The following is a 17,776-nucleotide window of genomic DNA, read 5'->3' on the forward strand; positions in this document are numbered from 1 at the left end:
ACCTCACGACGGCGCGACATATTGCCGATGAAAATTTCCGACCAGATGCCCGACGCCCCCGCCCCGCACGACGCCGCAGGCAACGACGACCGCCTGACGCGCTTCCTCCTCCCCGAAGCCGGTGTTCGCGGCGTGCGCGTGCACCTCGACGCCACGTGGCGCCAGATCCGCGACCGCGTGGCCACCTCCGAACAAGGCCCGTACCCGGCCAGCATCGCGCGCCTGCTCGGCGAGGCGACGGCCGCGGCGGCGCTGTTCACCGGCCACGCGAAGGTCGATGGCCGCCTGTCCGTGCAACTGCGCGGCAATGGCGCGCTGCGCACGCTGTTCGCCGAATGCACGGCGGCGGGCACGCTGCGCGGGATCGCGCAGTTCGACGACGAGCAGCCCGCGCCGCAGGGGTTGAGCGACCTCGGGCCCGATCCGATCCTCGCCATCACCATCGAAAACCCGACCCCGCACGGCCGCGACCCCCAGCGCTACCAGGGCCTCGTCCCGCTGGAAGGCGGCACAATGCGGACGGCCTTCGAGCACTATTTCCTCCAGTCCGAGCAGCTGCCCACCAAGCTGTTGCTCGCCGCCGACGACACCAGCGCCGCCGGCCTGATGCTCCAGAAGCTCCCCGGCGACTCGGGCGATGCCGACGGGTGGACCCGGGCCTGCGCCCTGTTCGACACCCTCACGGCCAGGGAGCTGCTCGAGCTCCCCCGCACCACCCTGCTCCACCGCCTCTTCCACGAAGAGGCCCCGGAGCTGCTGGCCGACAAGCCCCTGCGCTTCGGCTGCTCCTGCTCGCGGGAGCGGGTGGAAGCGATGCTGCAGTCCCTGGGCCAGGAGGAGGCGGAAGCGTCCGTGGCCGACGGAACCGCGCGGGTGCGTTGCGAGTTTTGTGGGCAAGGCTACGCCTTCACGGCGGCCGAGATCGCGGGGCTGTTCGCCCTGGGCTCGGCGCCCATGCCCGCCCCCGAACGAATGCAGTAACGGGACGCCGATCCCGCTCCGGGTGCACTTTTTTGCCTCCGGATGATTGTTAAATAAACATAAACGGACTAGGATTCAGACAACCGCCGCTACAGGAACTTCGACCGGCCCACCGGGTCACAAGCCGCCATGCGACGCTCGCTCCGCCAGCGCCTGTGCATTGCCCTCATCGCCTTCGTGGCGGCGGCGGGCGCGCACGCGCAATCGCGCAGCAAGGACGGCACGGTGGAATTGCCCGTCTGGAACCAGGCGACGGGCAAGGTCGAAGCGGTGCTGTTGCTCGAGCCGACGCAGAACTCCATCGGCATCCGCAAGCAATTCAGCGAAGGCGCGCTCGATACCGCGTTCGGCCTCGATGCCGGCGATTCGCTCGGCCTGCTCTGCGATCGCAAGACCGGCGTGGCCGCGGCGATTTCCAACCTCGCCAACCACTGCCTGCTCGCCTCGCTCGACGAGCCGACGGACAGCCGCCACATCAACGCGACCACCGCCTTCAGCACCACCGGCGGCCGCGTGGGTTTGAGCGTCGGCACCGGCCAGGAAACCTTGCCGGCGTGGCTCAGCCCGAATGCGCGCGCACGCGTCGAACAACACGACGTCGCCGTGTTCGGCCAGAAGAACATCGGCCGCGAAGGTTTCATCACCATCGGCGGCACGATCGCGAAAGCCCGCCTGGTGTCGGTGTCCGACGTGCCGGAACTCGCAGATCGCTGGAACACCCGCAGCTTCAGCGTGGGCGGCGGCTACGGCAATTTCAGCGGCAACATCATCGGTCGCGTCATCGACGTGCCGGGCCAGCCGGACAACTTCCAGGGCTTCGGCCTCGGCATCACCTGGCGCACCCCGTGGCGCGGCCAGCTCACGGTCGGTGCGGAAAACGTGGTGACGCGCGGCAAGAATCCCTTCGCGCTTCCGGCGGACACCGAAGACCAGGGCACCGTGCCCTACGTGCAATACCAGCAGGATCTTTGATCCGCGGTTGATGCACCCGCGTCGCCGTCAGGTCTCGCGCAACCCTTCGATCAACGTTTGCAGGTGGGCCTGATAAGGCACCCACTTCGGCACGTCGCGTGCGATGACCTTGTCGCGCACCTGCACCGCGCTCGCCGTCGCCACGCCGCGCTTGCGCTCCTGCATCGCGAGCATCGCCGGATCGAACCCGAGCTCGCAGAAGTTCGCGACACCCCGCATGACGGTTTCCGGATCGCGCGTCAGCGTCGCGTAATCGACGTCGTGGATGCGGCCCGGCCACGCCGCATGCCAGTGCGCCATCAGGCGCTTGTACTCGTGGTAGAACGCGGCCAGCTCGTGCTGGTCGTAGGAATAGGGATTGGCGTCGGAGAACAGCTCACGCAGGTTGGAGAAGCACGTCTCCATCGGGTCGCGCACCATGTGCAGGACCTTCGCGTTGGGCAGCGCGCGCAGGATGAAACCGAGGTTGAGGAAGTTCGACGGCAGCTTGTCGGTGAACCAGCGCTCCTTGCCCAGGCGCCATTCCATGTCGCGCAGATAGCCCGCACCGATGGCGGCGAAATCCGCGCCCGGCGCACGTTCGACGATCGTCGCGTCGATGACGCCGCGGCAATGGTGGTTGGTCGCCCAACGCATCTGCCCGGTGAAGTCGTACAACTCCCCCACCCCGCGGACGTCGGGATGGCCGTCGAGCAGTTGTTCCAGCAGCGTCGTGCCGGAGCGATGCATGCCGACGATGAAGATCGGGGTGCGCGCACCGTCGATCGCCGGCGCCACGGGGCCGGCCGGCATCGCGATGAGCGCATCGACCAGCGCGCGCGTGTCTTCGGCGCGATAGTCCAGCGTGCTGCGCTTGGCGCGGCACATCAGGTCCAGCGCCGACCACGCGCCCTCCGTGTCGCCCAGATCGTCGAGCGCCTTGTGCAGGCCTTCGGCCAGTTGCGCGATCTCCAGCGGGCGTCGCCCGGGGCGCTGCATCTGCGTGCGGATTTCGGTAACGACGTTCGCCTGCGGCGTCTGCTTCTGCAGGCGCGAGAGCAACCACCATCCCTGCGCGATTTCGGGCGCGCGCTTGACCGCGGCGCGCGCGTCGACCTGCGCTTCATCGAAGCGGCCGAGGTACATCAGCACCTGCGCGCGCGCGAGCAGCGTCGGCGGGAAATCGGGATCGCCACGACGCGCTTCGTCGAGCAAGGCGAGCGCGCGTTCCTGTTCGTTGAGGTAGCTGTATTGCGCCGCGATCGCGAGCAGCAGCGGAATCGGAATGCGATCCACCGGGCCCTGCGCCTTCAGCAGCGCATGCAATGCGGGTGCGGCGTTGAACGTGCGCAGGCGCGCGACGAGTTCGGCCACCACCGCGGGTTCGCGCGGCGCCAAGGCTGCAGCGCGCAGGGCGAAGTCGCGCGCGGCGCGATAGTCGCCCGCGAGCGAATGGACGTACGAGAGTTGCACCAACACGCGCGCATCGTTCGGGCGCCGCGCGTGCAGCGCCTGGAAACTGGCGATCGCCTGCGGCCATTCCTTCCGGCTCGCATGCCATTCGGCCTGCTGCCAGAGCGGATCGCCCTGCACGTCGCCGGCGCGCGCGCTCATCCGCGATCCGTGCGCTCGAGGCGGTCGATCAACGGGGCGAGCGCATCGGCGTGGCGACGCCACGCACCGATGCCGCGCGCATGGATCGCTTCACGCACCTGCGAGCTGCTCGCCGTCGACGACGACGTGGTGTTGCGCGTGATGTCCACCGCGCTCGCCTCGAAAGAGAGCCCGCAGAATTCCATCGCGGCCTTCGCCGTCGACGACGGATCCGACACCATCGCCTCGTACGACACGGTCATGAAGCGACCGGGCAGCGTGCGCTCCCAATGCGCGACGAGATCGCCGAAGCGCAGCGCATGTCCGGCGAGTTCGGCCAGGTCGTAGCTGTAGGCGTAGGCGTCGCCGGAGAACATTTCCTTGAAGTTCGAGAAGCACGCATCGACCGGCTCGCGCACCATGCACAGGATCTTCGCCTGCGGCAGCGCGCGCGCGATCCAACCGGCATGGAAGACGTTGAGCGGCGTCTTGTCGACCAGGTGCGTCTTCGCACCGTAACGGCGCTGCGTGCGTGCGAGGTATTCGCGCCCCACGACGGTCATGTCGACCTCGCGCAGGCGCGCCACCATGTCGGCCGTCGGCGGCGACGAAACGAACAGATCGCCCGCCTCCGACAACGCATGCACGAACGCATTGAGTTCGCCCGCGCTGGCGACGTGCGGATGATTGCCGAGGATGCGTTCGAGCACGGTGGTGCCCGTGCGCGGCATGCCGACGACGAAGATCGGCACGTGCGCCGCGAACGCTTCGCCGGTCGGCGGCGGCGCGACGGCCGGCAGCGCGCGCAATGCATCGATGCCGGCCGCTTCGGCCTGCGCGTCGTAACGCAGTTGCGCACGCATCAGGCGCGCGCCGGCCTCCAGTTCGCTGAAGGCCGCGGCATCTTCACCCGCATCCTCCAGTTCCTTGAACAGCGCGTAATGCAGGTGCGCCTTCGCAAGCGGCTCGTGCGCATTGGCGTCCAGCGCGGCACGCACGCGTGCAATGCGACGACCCGGCGGATCGGCCTTCTCGTGGTAGGCCAGCGTCCAGTGCGCGAGCGCGTCGTTCGGCGCGAGCGCGATCGCACGCTCCAGTGCGTCGGTCGCCTCTTTCAGTCGCCCGGAATTGCGCAGCGCATTGGCGCGCGAGTATTCGATCATCGGATGCGGACGCGCACGCTGTTGCGCCGTGTCGAGCAAGCGCAGCGCATGTTCGGGTTCGTCGATCAGCCACAGGTGCTGCGACAGCACGACCGCCTGCGACAGCAATGCCGGCTGCGACCAGTCGGCGCCGAGGATGAGTTCGCGCACGCGATCGCGTTCGTCGAAGGCGAGCAGGCGGAGCGTCGCGAAGGGCAGCACTTCCCAGCGGCGCATGTCGCGCACGATGTCCGCGGCCGCGAGCGCGGCGTTGCGTGCGTCGCGATAACGGCCTTCGCGCTGCGCGATGTCGGACAGGCGCAGGTGCACGACCGGCTGCCGCGGCGCGATGGCCAGGATCGCTTCGTACTGCGTGCGCGCCTGGGCGAAGTCGCCCTGGGCTTCGAAGGCTTGCGCCTGCCGCCAGAGGCGGTCGAGTTCCTGCTGCATTTGGGCGGAAACCTGCGGAAAAGACCGACAGGATAACGGCCGCGGCGGCCGCGCGCGACGCACAAAAAAAAGCGGCCGCCCGAAGGCGGCCGCTCTCATGTTGCTTGCATCAACCGCGGGTGCTTAGAAGTCGTACTGCACCATGAAGCGGACCGAACGCGGCGCCTGGAACGACGTGGGGAGCAGGTACGTCGAGAGGTTGTCGCCCGTCGCGGCGTCTTCGGCGATTTCGCTGACCGAAGTGACCTTGCGCGAGTTGAACAGGTTGAACACGTCCATCTTGAACTGCAGGCCTTCGACGAACGACGGGGCCCAGGCAACGTTCATGTCGACGTTGGTGGTCCACGGCAGACGACCGGCGGTGCCGCGCGGCGTCGGCGTGTTCAGGCAGCGCATGAACGACGAACCGTACGGATGCGGGTCGAACGAATCCGGGTTCGGCGGCGTGCCCGGGACGCGGCCCGGATCGCGGTCGAGCGTGCCGAGGCAGTTCAGCGGACGGCCCGACTGCACCAGCAGGTTCGCACCGACCGACCACTCATCCGTGATCGAGTAGTTGCCGAACAGCTTCAGGCTGTGGCGGCGATCGTTCGGCAGGTAGCCGTACGTGTCCGTCGTCAGCTCGATGTAGTCGAAGTCCTGCGTGACGCTGGTGTTGTTCTGGCCGATGTCGGACTTCACGCCACCTTCGGTGTTGCCCTTCGACTTGGCGTACGTGTACGAACCCTGGAGGAAGAACTTGTCCCAGTTGCCGTCGAAGAAGAACTCGATGGCCGAGTACGTACGCTTCGCGTCGGGGCTCAGCGTGGAGCCGGTCACCGTCGTCGAACGCAGCGTGCCGTCGTTGTAGAAGTCGGTCAGGAAGATCGCGTCCTTGCCCGGGTTGAACATGCGGCAGTACGGGAAGCCGTCGCCCGGAAGCACGGCGTACGTGGCGCCGCCATCTTCCGTCCAACCGCCCGTGTCGTCCTGCTCGAAGCCAGCGGCGCGGAACAGTGCGGTGTAGTCGCAGTTGTCGTCGATCGCGGCCTTCAGGTCACGGTAGATACCGCGAACGCCCAGCGAGAAGTGATCCGTCAGCGCCTTCTGGAAGCCGAGGATGTATTCGTCCTGGTACATCGGGTCGAGGTTCTGCGACGCGATGGTGTTCGCGTTCTTCGCCGTGCCGAACTCGCCGTTGACGTAACGGAAGTTGTTGCGGCTGTTGCCGTCGCCCGAGCCGAACGGATTGCCGTCGGCACCGATCGGCGCGCCGGTGATCGGATCCACCGTGCCGCCAACGGACGTGAAGTTGTAGTCCTCACGCGTGAAGATCGAAGCCGAGGCACCACGCACGGCGACCGACGGGGTCAGCGGCAGCGCGTAGCGGCCGGCGTTACCGAAGACCTTGAACGTGGAGTCACCGAAGACGTCCCACGAGAAGCCGAGGCGCGGGCCGAACTGGTTGTCGATCTTGACGAACGTGTTGCCGAAACCGTCGAGGTTTTCGAACGTATCCCAGCGCAGGCCGACGTAAGCGATGAAGTTGTCGGTGATGTTCCAGGCGTCCTGGATGTAGAACGCGCGCTGCTTGACTTCGCTCGACGAACCCTGGTTGACGATCTGCTCGCGAACGCGGTCGAACTCGTCGCCGTTGTTCGCGATGCCGTCGGGGTTGACCGTCGAATAACGCCACTGGCGGCCGCCTTCGATCGACTGGCCGGCAACCGAGGTGTAGTTGTCCACGTCGTAACCGAAGCGGAGCAGGTGGTCGCCCAGCTGCCACTCGGCGTCGATGCGGAACTGGTCGCGCTCGTCGCCCGAGTCCGTACGGTCGATCGAACCGTTGGTCAGGTTGCAGGTGCTGCCGTAGACGCCCGTGAGGGCCTGGCGATAACCCGGACGCGCGTCGACGATCTGCGGGCAGCCCGAAGCCGGCACGTTGAGGTTGCCGCCGTACGAGACTTCCTGGCCAGCCGCCGTACGCAGGCGCTGCGAACGCGAGAACTCACCGTGGCCGGCGAGCGCCGACAGGGTGAAGTTGTCGGTGATGTAGCCCGTGTACTTCAGGATGTAGTTGTCGCCACCCTGTTCCTGGTGGTTGAGACCGAGGAACTGGCCACGCTGCAGCGAACCGAAGGCGTTGGCGTAAACGTCGGTGTCGGTTTCCTGCTCGTCCGAGAACGCGGTGAACTCGAGCAGGTGGTTGTCGGTGATGTTCCAGTCCATCTTCAACAGCCAGGACGGGACTTCGATCGTGGCGTTGGTGTTGGTCGGAGCGACGACCGAACCGAAGGTGTCGTTTTCCTGCTCGCGGTAGGAGATCAAGCCGTAAGCGAACAGCTTGTCCTTGATCAGCGCGCCGCTGGCCCAGGCGTTGGCGACCCACTCGTTCTGCGTGTCGGACGAGTTGTCCGAACGGAGCGTGCCGTCACGGAGGTAGGCGTTCGCGCCGTCTTCGCGCAGGTTTTCCGGCGACCAGAAGATGTTGCCGCCAGCGTGGAATTCATTCGTACCGCGCTTGGTGATCTGGTTGATCACGCCGCCCAGCGAACGACCGAATTCGGCGCCGTAACCACCGGTCTTGATCTGCTGTTCCTGGATCGCTTCGAACGGAACGTTCGAGAAGTTCAGGCTGCGGAACGAGTTGGTGATGTTGAAGCCGTTGATGTAGTACTGGTTTTCGGCGACGGACGAACCGCCGAACGAAGCCAGGTTGCCGAACGCCGCGTCGCCGCGCACGGTACCCGGGGCGAGCAGCGCCACCGAGGTCGTGTCGCGCGGAACCGGGATCTTCGCGATCTGTTCGGCGGTCAGGATGGTGGTCGACTCGACCGACGTGACGTCGATCGGGTTGATCGCACCGGCGCCGACGACTTCGACCGTGTCGAGTTCGCCAGCCGTACCGGCCTGCACGAAGTCGACGTTCGCAGCCGTGCCGACGCTGACGTTGGCGTTGCGCGCGGCACCGCCGTTACGCGAAACCTGGTACTGGCCGATCGGGAGCGCCGAGAAACGGTAGGAACCGTCGGCACCCACGGTGATCGTGCGCGAGAAACCCGTCGCCGGGTTGGTGACGGTGATGGTGTCGCCTGCGGAAGCGTGACCAGCGATCGCGCCGGCCGTATTCGTTTGCGCGTTGACGCCGCCCACGAAGCACAGACCGAGTGCAACGGTCAGCGCGCTTCGCTTCAAGCCTTTCGTGAGGTACTGAGAAGCCATGGATGAAACCCCCAAGGGACGTGTTTGATCTAAAGGTGAGACGTCAGCCGCAAATGGCGACCGACCGACTGTACAGTCGAAACAAATCCTTAACAAGACCTTCTCCTGGATCACAGGTTGCATTTTCGTATTCAGTCGCCACTACGGCCTAAGTGCTTGAATGCACTGACTGATGGTGCGGTGCAACACACCGGCTGTGCGGCGGCGCACGGAACCAATTGGTTGGTTTTTTGTTACGCAGTTAACAAAACGGCCGCCTTTCGGCGGCCGATCTGTCCCGCAATTGCGGAGCCGTTCGTCAGAAGTCGTACTGCACCATGAAGCGGACCGTGCGCGGCGCCTGGAAGCTCGCCGGGACCAGGTACACCTCCGAGGGCAGGCCCGTTTCCGGCACTTCGGCGGTCTCGACCACCGACGTGACCTTCTGCGAGTCGAACACGTTGAACACATCGACCTTGAACTGCAGTCCTTCCGCCCACGACGGCGCGTACGCGACGTTGAGGTCGAGGTTCTGCGTCCACGGCAACCGACCCGCGGTGCCGCGCGGCACCGGCGAATTGTTGCAGCGCATGAACGACGAGCCGTACGGATGCGGGTCGTACGTCGCATCGTTCGGCGGCGCGCCCGGTGCACGCGTGGGATCGCGATCGAGCACACCGAGGCAGTTGACCGGACGACCCGACTGGATGATCAGGTTCGCACCGACCGACCACTGGTCCGTGATCTCGTAGTTGCCGAACAACTTCAGGCTGTGGCGGCGATCGTTCGGCAGGTAGCCGTACGTGTCGACGGTCAGCTCGATGTAGTCGAAGTCCTGCGTCACGCTGGTGTCGTTCTGCCCGATGTCCGACTTCACGCCGCCTTCGGTGTTACCGATCGACTTGGCGTAGGTGTACGAACCTTGCAGGAAGAACTTGTCCCAGTTGCCGTCGACGAAGAATTCCATCGCCGAGTAGTTGCGCTTCGCCGGCGGGCTCAGGCGCGCACCGGCGATCACGTACGTACGCAGCACGCCGTCGCCTTCCACGTCGGTCACGAACACCGCGTCCTTGCCGGGGTTGAACATGCGGCAATACGGGAAGCCGGGATTCGGCAGCAAGGGCGTCAATCCTTCGGCGTCGCTTTGTTCGAGGATCGCGGTGTAATCGCAGTTGTCGTCGATCGCCTGCTTCAGCTCGCGGTAGATGCCGCGGATGCCGAGCGACAGATGATCCGTCAGCATCTTCTGGAAGCCGAGGATGTACTCGTCCTGGTACATCGGGTCGAGGTCCTGCGACGCGATGGTCAGCGGGTTCTTCGGCTGGCCGTCTTCGGAGTTGAGGAAGATGAAGGTGCCCGGGCGCGCGATCGGGTTGTTCGGCGCACCGGTGACCGGATCCACCGTCTGGTCGAACTCGAAGCTTTCGCGGCTGAACAACGAAGCCGACGCACCGCGCACGGCCACCGACGGCGTCAGCGGCAGCGCGTAGCGGCCTGCGTTACCGAACACCTTGAAGGTCGAGTCGCCGAACACGTCCCACGAAAAGCCCAGGCGCGGGCCGAACTGGTTGCTGATCTTGACGTACGTATCGCCGTTGCCGTTCTGGTTTTCGAACGTATCCCAGCGACCGCCGAGATAGGCGATGAAGTTGTCGGTGATGTTCCAGCTGTCCTGGATGTAGTACGCGTGCTGCTTGACCTTGACCGTCGCACCCTGTTGGAAGAACTGCTGGCGCGCGCGATCGAATTCGTCGCCGCTGTTGGCGACGCCGTCGGGATCGACGGTCGTGTAGCGCCAGGTGAAGCCGCCTTCCGTCGCGACGCCGGCCTTGGACTCATAGTCGTCCTGGTCGTAGCCGAAGCGCAGCAGGTGGTCGCCCAGTTGCCATTCGGCATCGAGGCGGAACTGGTCGCGCGTGTCGCCCGAGTCGGTGCGGTCGATCGTGCCGTTGGTGATGTTGCAGGTGCTGCCGTACACGCCGGTTAGCGCCTGGCGATAGCCGGGGCGTGCATCGACGATCTGCGGGCAACCCGTCGCGGTCGAGTTGATGTCGCCGTTGTAGGACACCGGCAGGCCCGAGGCGGTGACGAGGCGTTGCTCGCGGCTGAATTCGCCGTGGCCGGCCAGCGCCGACAGGGTGAACGTGTCGGTGAGGTAACCGGTGTACTTCAGGACGTAGTTTTCGCCGCCCTGGTCCTGGAAGTTGGTGCCGACCAGGTTGAGGCGTTCGGTGACGCCCGGACGGTTGGCGTAGACGCCCTGCTCGTTCTCCTGCTTGTCGGAGAACGCGGTGAACTCGAGGATGTGGCTGTCGGTGATGTTCCAGTCCAACTTCAACAACCACGTCGGGAGCTCGATGTCGTCATTGACGTTGGTCGTCGCGACGTTGTTGCCCCACGTGTTGTTTTCCGTCTTGCCATACGAGATCAACCCGTACGCGAACAGCCTGTCCTTGATCAGCGCACCGCTGGCCCAGATGTTGGTGCGCCAGTCGTTGACGGTGTCCTGCGAGTTGTCCGAACGCACGATGCCGTTGGTCTGGTAGGCGTTACGCACGTCTTCGCGCAAATCCTCGGGGCTCCAGAAGACGTTGCCGCCGAAGTGGAATTCGTTCGTACCGCGCTTGGTGATCTGGTTGATCACGCCGCCCAGCGAACGGCCGAATTCGGCACCGTAACCACCGGTCTTGATCTGTTGTTCCTGGATCGCCTCGAACGGCACCTGCGCAAAGTTGAGGTTGCGGAACGAATTGGTGATGTTGAAGCCGTTGATGAAGTACGCGTTCTCCGCCACCGACGCGCCGCCGAACGAGGCGAGGTTGCCGAAGACCGCATCGCCGCGGACGGTGCCGGGTGCGAGCAGCGCAACGCTGGTCGTGTCGCGCGGCACGGGGATCTTCGCGATCTGCTCGGCGGTGAGGATGGTGGTGGACTCGACGGACGTGACGTCGATCGGGTTGATCGCGCCCGTACCGACGACTTCGACGCCTTCCAGTTCCTGCGGGCCGCCTGCGGCCGCGGGCGCGGCGTAGTCGACGCTCGCCGACGTACCGACGTTCACCGTGACCTGTTTGGGCGAACTCCCGTTACGCGTGACCGTGTATTGGCCGATCGGGATCTGCGAGAAACGGAACGAGCCGTCTCCGCCGACGGTGATCGTGCGCGTGAAGCCTGTTGCGGGGTTGGACACGGTGATCGTGTCGCCAGCCTGTGCGCGACCTGCCACCGCACCCGCGGTGTTGGTCTGCGCATGGACGCCGCCGATGAAGCACAGCCCGAGTGCGGCTGCGAGCGTGGTGCGCTTGAGGCGCCCGATGTTCCGGGTGGAAGCCATGGTCATTCCCTCCTGCCGAAGAATCGAAGAAGAAGAAATGTGAAGGCCATCACTATTGGCCAATGGGCCGGACCATAGACCTCGAACAAATCCTTAACCAGTCCCTTCCCATGGCGTAACGAAAACGCGCGACGCATTCATCGATGTGGAGGCCCACAAACGCTTGAATTGGCGCGGTTTTTTATTGCTCAGTTCGAAGGCTGATCCGTGTTACAGCCGACGAACGGTCAGTGCGCGACCGACGGTCTACAGCTGCTGAAAACGTTTTTCGCGCGACGCAACAAAAAGGCCGCCGGCTTTCGCCGGCGGCCCTGTGTCGCAAACCCAACGGGTCGTCTATCAGAAGTCGTAACGTGCGGTGAAACGCAGGTAACGCGGATCCTGGTAGTTGACGTCGTTGAGGAAGTCCGGGTCGCGGAAGGACTGCGCGCGCGAGGCCTGCGAGGACTCGTTGAACTCCGTTGCCGTCGAAGAGTTCAGCACGTTGAACACCTTCATCTGCAACGTCAGGCCTTCGAGCCAGCTCGGGTTGTACGAAACGCCCAGGTCGAACGTCTTGACCCACGGCGTACGGCCGAGGTCGCCACGGTTGGTCAGGGTGTAACGCACGCCCGTGTCCGGATCCTGGTAGAAGCCGTTCGGGTCGATGCAGTAGAAGCTCGAACCGCTGTACAGCGCGATGGTGCCGGCGTCGGGTTCACCGATGCCGAGCGCGCCGACCGGGATGAAGCCGTTGCAGCTGACCGGACGACCCGACTGGATCAACATGTTGGCGCTGACCTGCCATTCGTCGTTGATGTCGTACGCGCCGAACAACTTGACCGTGTGGCGGCGGTCGTTCGGCAGGTAGCCGTACGAACCTTCCTGGAACGCGGCGAAGTCGAAGTCCTGCGTGGCGCCGGCGTCATCCTGCTCGAGCGTCGAGTTCACGTAACCTTCGACGTTGCCCTTCGACTTGGCGTAGGTGTACGAACCCTGCAGGTACCAGTTGTCGGACTTGGCGCGTTCCCAGAAGAACTCGACCGCCTGGTACGTACGCTGGTATTCCGGCAGGCCCAGGTACGAGGCCGCGACGGTGTATTCCTGCAACGTGCCCGAGTTGGTCGGGTCGAGGGCGATGGTGACGTCCTTGCCCGGGTTGATGATGTAGCAACCCGGCATGTCGATGCCGATGCCGTCGGTGGCGAAGTCGGCCACGAAGCCGTTGTCCGCCGCCCACTGGTTGAACCCGTTGTGCGAGCACGAGTCGTCCATGCCGGCCTTCACGTCGCGGTGGATGCCGCGCATGCCGATCGACCAGTTGGTGTTGAGCTGCATCTGCATGCCCAGGATGTATTCGTCCTGGTACATCGGGTCGAGGTTGGTCGCCGCCACCGTGCGCGGATCGGGCGGGGTGAACGAGCCGTTGACGCCGGTCGGGATGATGACTTCGCCGATCTGCGGGGTGCCGTCGGCATTCACGCCGTCGAGCAGGTACCAGGTTTCGTCGCTGTACTCGTAGCCCGAGCCACGGATGTTCGTGTTGGACGCGACCGGGATGAAGTAACGGCCGGCGTTACCGAACACCTTGAACGTCGAGTCGCCGTTGACGTCCCACGAGAAGCCGACGCGCGGCGCCCACAGGGTGTCGGACTCGATGAACGTGGTGCCTTCGGCGTTCTTGTTCTCGAACGTTTCGCCACGGATACCGCCGTACAGCAGCACGTTGCCGATCTGCCAGCTGTCTTCCAGGTACGCGGCCTGGTTGATCACTTCGTACGAACCGCTCTGCGTGAACGAGGTACGACGACGGACCACGTCGCCGAAGTCTTCGCCGAAGATGTCGATCGAACGGAAGTAACGGAAGTATTCGCCACCGGAGTACGACGTACCCGCGGCGGTCGAGGTGTACTTCTCGGAGTCGATACCGAAGCGCAGCTTGTGGTTGCCCAGCTGCCATTCGGCGTCGACGCGCCAGGCGCGGCGGAAGTCTTCGTTCGGCTCGCCACCGAAGGCCAGGTCACGCACGGTGAACTGTGCTTCGTTCCAGCAGCCGATGGGGTTCAGCGTCAGGTCCGCGTCGCGGCTGTCGTAGATCGCCGGGCAGTCGGCACCGGGCAGTTCGGACTGGAAGTTGTTGATGTTGCGCAGGTAACCGTACTGGGCCGCAACGGTGAAGGTGTCGGTCAGGTAGCCGGTGTACTTGCCGATCCACACTTCGCCGCCGTTCTCCAGCGTGGAGTTGGTCGAGAACAGGCCGTGCTCGCCCGTGTAACGCTGGCCATCCGGGTTCTGGTAGAACGTCGTGTTGCGGGTTTCTTCGTTCCAGATGCCCGTCAGTTCGAAGACGTGGTTGTCCGTGAGGTTCCAGTCGATCTTGATCAGGCCGCTCGGATCGTCGTACTCGCGGTGTTCGCTGGTCGTCGCGTTGTAGAAGTCGTACGTGCGGTCCTGGCCCTGCACGAGGCCGAAGAAGAACAGCTTGTCCTTGATGAGCGGGCCGCCACCGTAGACGTTGTACTGCAGGATGTCGGACGAATCGTCACTGCGGTACTGGAACGGCGTGCCCGGCGTGGAAGCCGGATCGCGCGTGATGACGTCCTTGCCCGATTCCTGGCCCCATTCCGGCGCCCAGTACACCGCAGCACCGGCCTTCCACTCGTTCGTACCGCGCTTGGTCACGATGCTGATCACGCCACCGAGCGAACGGCCGTATTCCGCGCCGTAGCCGCCGGTCTTGACCTGCTGCTCGCCGATCGCGTCGAACGGAAGATCCGCGAACGAAACGAAGTTGCGGATGTTGGTGACGTCGAAACCGTTGATGTAGTAGCCGTTTTCAGCGACCGATGCGCCGCCGAACGACGCGAGGTTGCCGAGGCCGGTGTCGCCCTTGACGGTACCCGGGGCGAGCAGCGCCACGTTGGTCACGTCGCGCGCGACCGGCAGCTGGTCGATCTGCTCGGCGGTGAACACCGTGGTGGATTCGACCGACGAGACGTCGATCGGGTTGAAGCTCGCGGCGCCGACGACTTCGACCGCACCGAATTCCTGCGTACCGAACGTCACGCTGCTACCCGTACCGACCTTGACCTGCACGTCGCGGGTCTGGCCGCCGGAGGTCACCTTGTAGCGACCCGGCGAAAGCTGCGCGAACGTGAAACGACCGTCGCCACCGACGGTGAGTTCGCGCGTGATGCCCGTATCGATGTTCTGGATCGTGACGGTCGAGCCGGAAGCGGCCTCGCCGTTGATCGAACCGACGGAGCTCTGCGCCTGGACGGCGCCGGCGAAGCACAGGCCAAGCGCGACCGTCAGGGCGCTGCGCTTGAAGCCCTTTGCAAATTGCCTTGAAGCCATGATTTCCCCCCACGGGAAGTTGGGTAATAGAGAAAAGTCACTGTCACTTTTGAGACATGACTGCTCGACTATAGGGGAAATAACGAATTGGTCACAACATCCAAACGGAAAGAATACGATTTGGCACTTGACCGGCCGTTCGGGCCCTTCCTGAAAACCGCTGGAAACTATTGAAGCGCCAATAAAAAACGGGCCCTGGAAGGGCCCGTTCTTGTGTTGCATCCGCCGCCGTATCGTCGTCAGGAAGCGCGCAATTCTTCCGCGATCCGCCCCTGCTCGCGCTTCAGTGCATCGGGAACGCGTTCGCCGAACTCGGCGAGGAAGTCTTCCAGGCTGTCGATTTCCGCCTGCCAGCCGGGGCGATCGAAGTCGAACAACACGCGCCGCGCTTCGTCCGACAGCGCCACGCCGTCCAGGCGGAGGTCGTCGGCTTTCGGCAGCGCACCGATCGGCGTGTCCGTCGCCGACGCGCGCCCTTCGACGCGGTCGATCATCCACTCCAGCACGCGCAGGTTTTCGCCGAAGCCCGGCCACAGGAACTTGCCGTCGGTGCCCTTGCGGAACCAATTGACGTGGAAGATCTTCGGCAGGTTCGCGCCGGGCTTGTCGAACGACAACCAGTGCGCGAAGTAGTCGGCGAAGTTGTAGCCGCAGAAGGGCTTCATCGCCATCGGGTCGCGGCGCATCACGCCGACCGCGCCGGTCGCCGCCGCCGTGGTTTCCGAACCCATCGCCGCGCCGACGAGCACGCCGTGCGTCCAGTCGCGCGCTTCGAACACCAGCGGCACCAGCGACGCGCGACGACCGCCGAAAACGATCGCCGAAATCGGCACGCCCTGCGCGTCTTCGGCCTTCGGCGACCAACTCGGGCACTGGCGCGCGGACACGGTGAAGCGCGCATTCGGATGCGCGGCCGGACCACTGAAATCGTATGCATTGCCGCGCCAATCAAAGGCGGGCTTGCGGTCGTCGAGACCCTCCCACCACGGCTGGCCGTCTTCGGTCAGGCCGACGTTGGTGAAGATGGTCTTGCGCTGGATGGTCGCGAGCGCATTCGGATTCGATTTCTCCGACGTGCCCGGCGCCACGCCGAAGAAACCGGCTTCCGGGTTGATCGCGTACAGGCGGCCGTCGGGGCCCGGGCGCATCCAGCAAATGTCGTCGCCGACGGTCCACACCTTCCAGCCCGCGTTGCGGTAACCCTCGGGCGGAATCAGCATCGCCAGGTTGGTCTTGCCGCACGCCGACGGGAACGCCGCGGCGATGTAATGCGTTTCGCCCTTCGGGTTTTCGACGCCGAGGATGAGCATGTGTTCGGCGAGCCACCCTTCGTTGCGCGCCTGGTGCGAAGCGATGCGCAGCGCATGGCATTTCTTGCCGAGCAGCGCGTTGCCGCCGTAACCGGAGCCGTAGGACTGGATCGTCAGTTCTTCCGGGAAATGCATGATGAAGCGGCGATTCGGATCGAGTTCGCCGATCGAATGCAGGCCCTTGACGAAGCGGCCTTCGCGTTCGATGCGCGCCAATGCCGCGGCGCCCATGCGCGTCATGATGCGCATGTTCGCGACGACGTACGGCGAGTCGGTGATCTCCACGCCGCAACGCGCGAGCGGGGAATCGATCGGGCCCATGCAGTAAGGGATGACGTACATCGTGCGGCCGCGCATGCAGCCGGCGAACAACGCATCCATCTTCGCGTGCGCATCCGACGGCGACATCCAGTGGTTGTTCGGGCCGGCGTCTTCGCGATCGCTCGTGCAGACGAAGGTCAGGTGTTCGACGCGCGCGACGTCGTCCGGATGCGAGCGGTGCAGCCAGCTCTCCGGATGTGTTTCGGAATTGAGCGGCAACAGCGTGCCGTCCGCTTCCATGCCGCGGACCAGCTCCGCGAATTCGCTGTCGCTGCCATCGCACCAATGGATGCGGTCGGGCTGCGTCAAGCGCGCCACGTCCATGACCCATTGGTTCAACGCGTCCAACTGGCTGCCCATCGTGGAATTCTCGACTTCAAGGGAAAAGGGTTGCGCGGCCATGCGTGCTTTTTTCTCGGGCCTGTGGGATCAAGCTTGCGGAATGAGTGTCGACATCATGTGCTCGACGTAGGCTTCGAACTCGTCGTGCTGCATGTTCATCTGGTGCAACTGCAGGTTGAGCTGCAGGAAACCGACGTAGGCCGAATACAGCAGGCGCGCGCGATGCTGCGCGTCCGTGCGGCTCAGGCCGGCCTGCCGGAACGAGGCGGTGAGGTAATCCAGGCGTCGCTCGGAGACGCGCACGATCACCGGCTGCACGGCCGGATGGTCGAGCGCCTTGAGCAACTCCGAATAGATGATGTGCGACTTGGCTTCGTGCGCGACGAGGTGGAACAGCTTGCGCAGGCGTTCGCGCGGATCGGGGATGGGTTCGAGCGAACCGAACACCGTTTCCTGTTCGACCTTTTCCCAACGTTCGAGCGCGGCGACCAGCAGTGCCTCGCGCGAGGGGAAGTGCCAATAGAAGCTGCCCTTGGTGACGCCGAGGCGCCGGGCGAGCGGTTCGACCGCGACCGAGGCCACGCCCTGTTCGGCGATCTGGTCCAGGGCCGCCTGCGCCCAGTCTTCGGCGCTCAGGCGCGGGGTGCGTTCGTTGCGAATGGCGGCTTCGGTCATGGCGCGCAGTCTACCGTACGGTTGCCTACCTTAGAGTATGCGAGGAGTGAGGACACCGTGTTGCCCTCCAACGCGTTGACAGTCCTTCGAAGGCCTGCCCATACTTTGGCGTATGGTGCCTGCCGGCGCCGTCGTGATCAACCCTTAAAGTGTGGGCGCAC

9 protein-coding genes are annotated in these 17,776 nt (G+C 64.8%); 2 read left to right on the forward strand and 7 right to left on the reverse strand.

The window, feature by feature from the left end; all coding sequences use genetic code 11:
• Nucleotides 1-27 precede the first annotated feature (27 nt).
• Complete coding sequence (gene hslO, locus GN331_RS00600) at nucleotides 28-981, forward strand: Hsp33 family molecular chaperone HslO (protein WP_231734307.1); 954 nt, start codon at nucleotides 28-30, stop codon at nucleotides 979-981.
• Nucleotides 982-1,110: 129 nt separating this feature from the next.
• On the forward strand, nucleotides 1,111-1,953 hold the full coding sequence (locus GN331_RS00605; RefSeq protein WP_156639467.1) for an XOO1806 family protein: 843 nt from the start codon (nucleotides 1,111-1,113) through the stop codon (nucleotides 1,951-1,953).
• Nucleotides 1,954-1,980: 27 nt separating this feature from the next.
• Here the strand turns inward: GN331_RS00605 and GN331_RS00610 are convergent, their stop codons facing one another.
• The 7 genes from GN331_RS00610 to GN331_RS00640 all read right to left on the reverse strand — a co-directional run bounded on the left by GN331_RS00610 (nucleotide 1,981) and on the right by GN331_RS00640 (nucleotide 17,615).
• Nucleotides 1,981-3,546, reverse strand: a complete 1,566-nt coding sequence (locus tag GN331_RS00610) for a tetratricopeptide repeat-containing sulfotransferase family protein (RefSeq protein ID WP_156639468.1) — start codon at nucleotides 3,544-3,546, stop codon at nucleotides 1,981-1,983.
• The gene (locus GN331_RS00615; protein ID WP_197426946.1) at nucleotides 3,543-5,117 is read right to left on the reverse strand and encodes a tetratricopeptide repeat-containing sulfotransferase family protein; all 1,575 of its coding nucleotides are present in this window, start codon (nucleotides 5,115-5,117) and stop codon (nucleotides 3,543-3,545) included. The genes GN331_RS00610 and GN331_RS00615 overlap by 4 nt, the downstream gene beginning before the upstream one ends.
• Before the next feature lie 123 nt (nucleotides 5,118-5,240).
• The gene (locus tag GN331_RS00620) at nucleotides 5,241-8,318 is read right to left on the reverse strand and encodes a TonB-dependent receptor (protein ID WP_197426947.1); all 3,078 of its coding nucleotides are present in this window, start codon (nucleotides 8,316-8,318) and stop codon (nucleotides 5,241-5,243) included.
• 298 nt (nucleotides 8,319-8,616) lie between these two features.
• On the reverse strand, nucleotides 8,617-11,631 hold the full coding sequence (locus GN331_RS00625; RefSeq protein WP_156639471.1) for a TonB-dependent receptor: 3,015 nt from the start codon (nucleotides 11,629-11,631) through the stop codon (nucleotides 8,617-8,619).
• Between the two features lie 339 nt (nucleotides 11,632-11,970).
• Nucleotides 11,971-14,967: a TonB-dependent receptor gene (locus GN331_RS00630; RefSeq protein ID WP_156639472.1), complete on the reverse strand. Its 2,997-nt coding sequence runs from the start codon at nucleotides 14,965-14,967 to the stop codon at nucleotides 11,971-11,973.
• A gap of 239 nt (nucleotides 14,968-15,206) precedes the next feature.
• Nucleotides 15,207-16,958 carry a phosphoenolpyruvate carboxykinase (GTP) gene (locus GN331_RS00635; RefSeq protein WP_156641162.1) on the reverse strand — a complete coding sequence of 584 codons (1,752 nt, stop codon included), beginning with the start codon at nucleotides 16,956-16,958 and terminating at the stop codon, nucleotides 15,207-15,209.
• A gap of 69 nt (nucleotides 16,959-17,027) precedes the next feature.
• Nucleotides 17,028-17,615: a TetR/AcrR family transcriptional regulator gene (locus GN331_RS00640; RefSeq protein WP_156639473.1), complete on the reverse strand. Its 588-nt coding sequence runs from the start codon at nucleotides 17,613-17,615 to the stop codon at nucleotides 17,028-17,030.
• Nucleotides 17,616-17,776: the final 161 nt, after the last annotated feature.

It is taken from the genome of Noviluteimonas gilva (assembly GCF_009740395.1).
Classification (GTDB): Bacteria; Pseudomonadota; Gammaproteobacteria; order Xanthomonadales; family Xanthomonadaceae; genus Noviluteimonas; species Noviluteimonas gilva.

What these genes read in the sequence shown, in the direction of transcription:
- GN331_RS00620 (WP_197426947.1), bottom strand. Translation starts at nt 8,318, where the DNA reads ATGGCTTCTCAGTACCTCACGAAAGGCTTGAAGCGAAGCGCGCTGACC.
- GN331_RS00605 (WP_156639467.1), top strand. Translation starts at nt 1,111, where the DNA reads ATGCGACGCTCGCTCCGCCAGCGCCTGTGCATTGCCCTCATCGCCTTC.
- GN331_RS00640 (WP_156639473.1), bottom strand. Translation starts at nt 17,615, where the DNA reads ATGACCGAAGCCGCCATTCGCAACGAACGCACCCCGCGCCTGAGCGCC.
- GN331_RS00615 (WP_197426946.1), bottom strand. Translation starts at nt 5,117, where the DNA reads ATGCAGCAGGAACTCGACCGCCTCTGGCGGCAGGCGCAAGCCTTCGAA.
- GN331_RS00625 (WP_156639471.1), bottom strand. Translation starts at nt 11,631, where the DNA reads ATGGCTTCCACCCGGAACATCGGGCGCCTCAAGCGCACCACGCTCGCA.
- GN331_RS00635 (WP_156641162.1), bottom strand. Translation starts at nt 16,958, where the DNA reads ATGGGCAGCCAGTTGGACGCGTTGAACCAATGGGTCATGGACGTGGCG.
- GN331_RS00610 (WP_156639468.1), bottom strand. Translation starts at nt 3,546, where the DNA reads ATGAGCGCGCGCGCCGGCGACGTGCAGGGCGATCCGCTCTGGCAGCAG.
- GN331_RS00630 (WP_156639472.1), bottom strand. Translation starts at nt 14,967, where the DNA reads ATGGCTTCAAGGCAATTTGCAAAGGGCTTCAAGCGCAGCGCCCTGACG.
- hslO (WP_231734307.1), top strand. Translation starts at nt 28, where the DNA reads ATGAAAATTTCCGACCAGATGCCCGACGCCCCCGCCCCGCACGACGCC.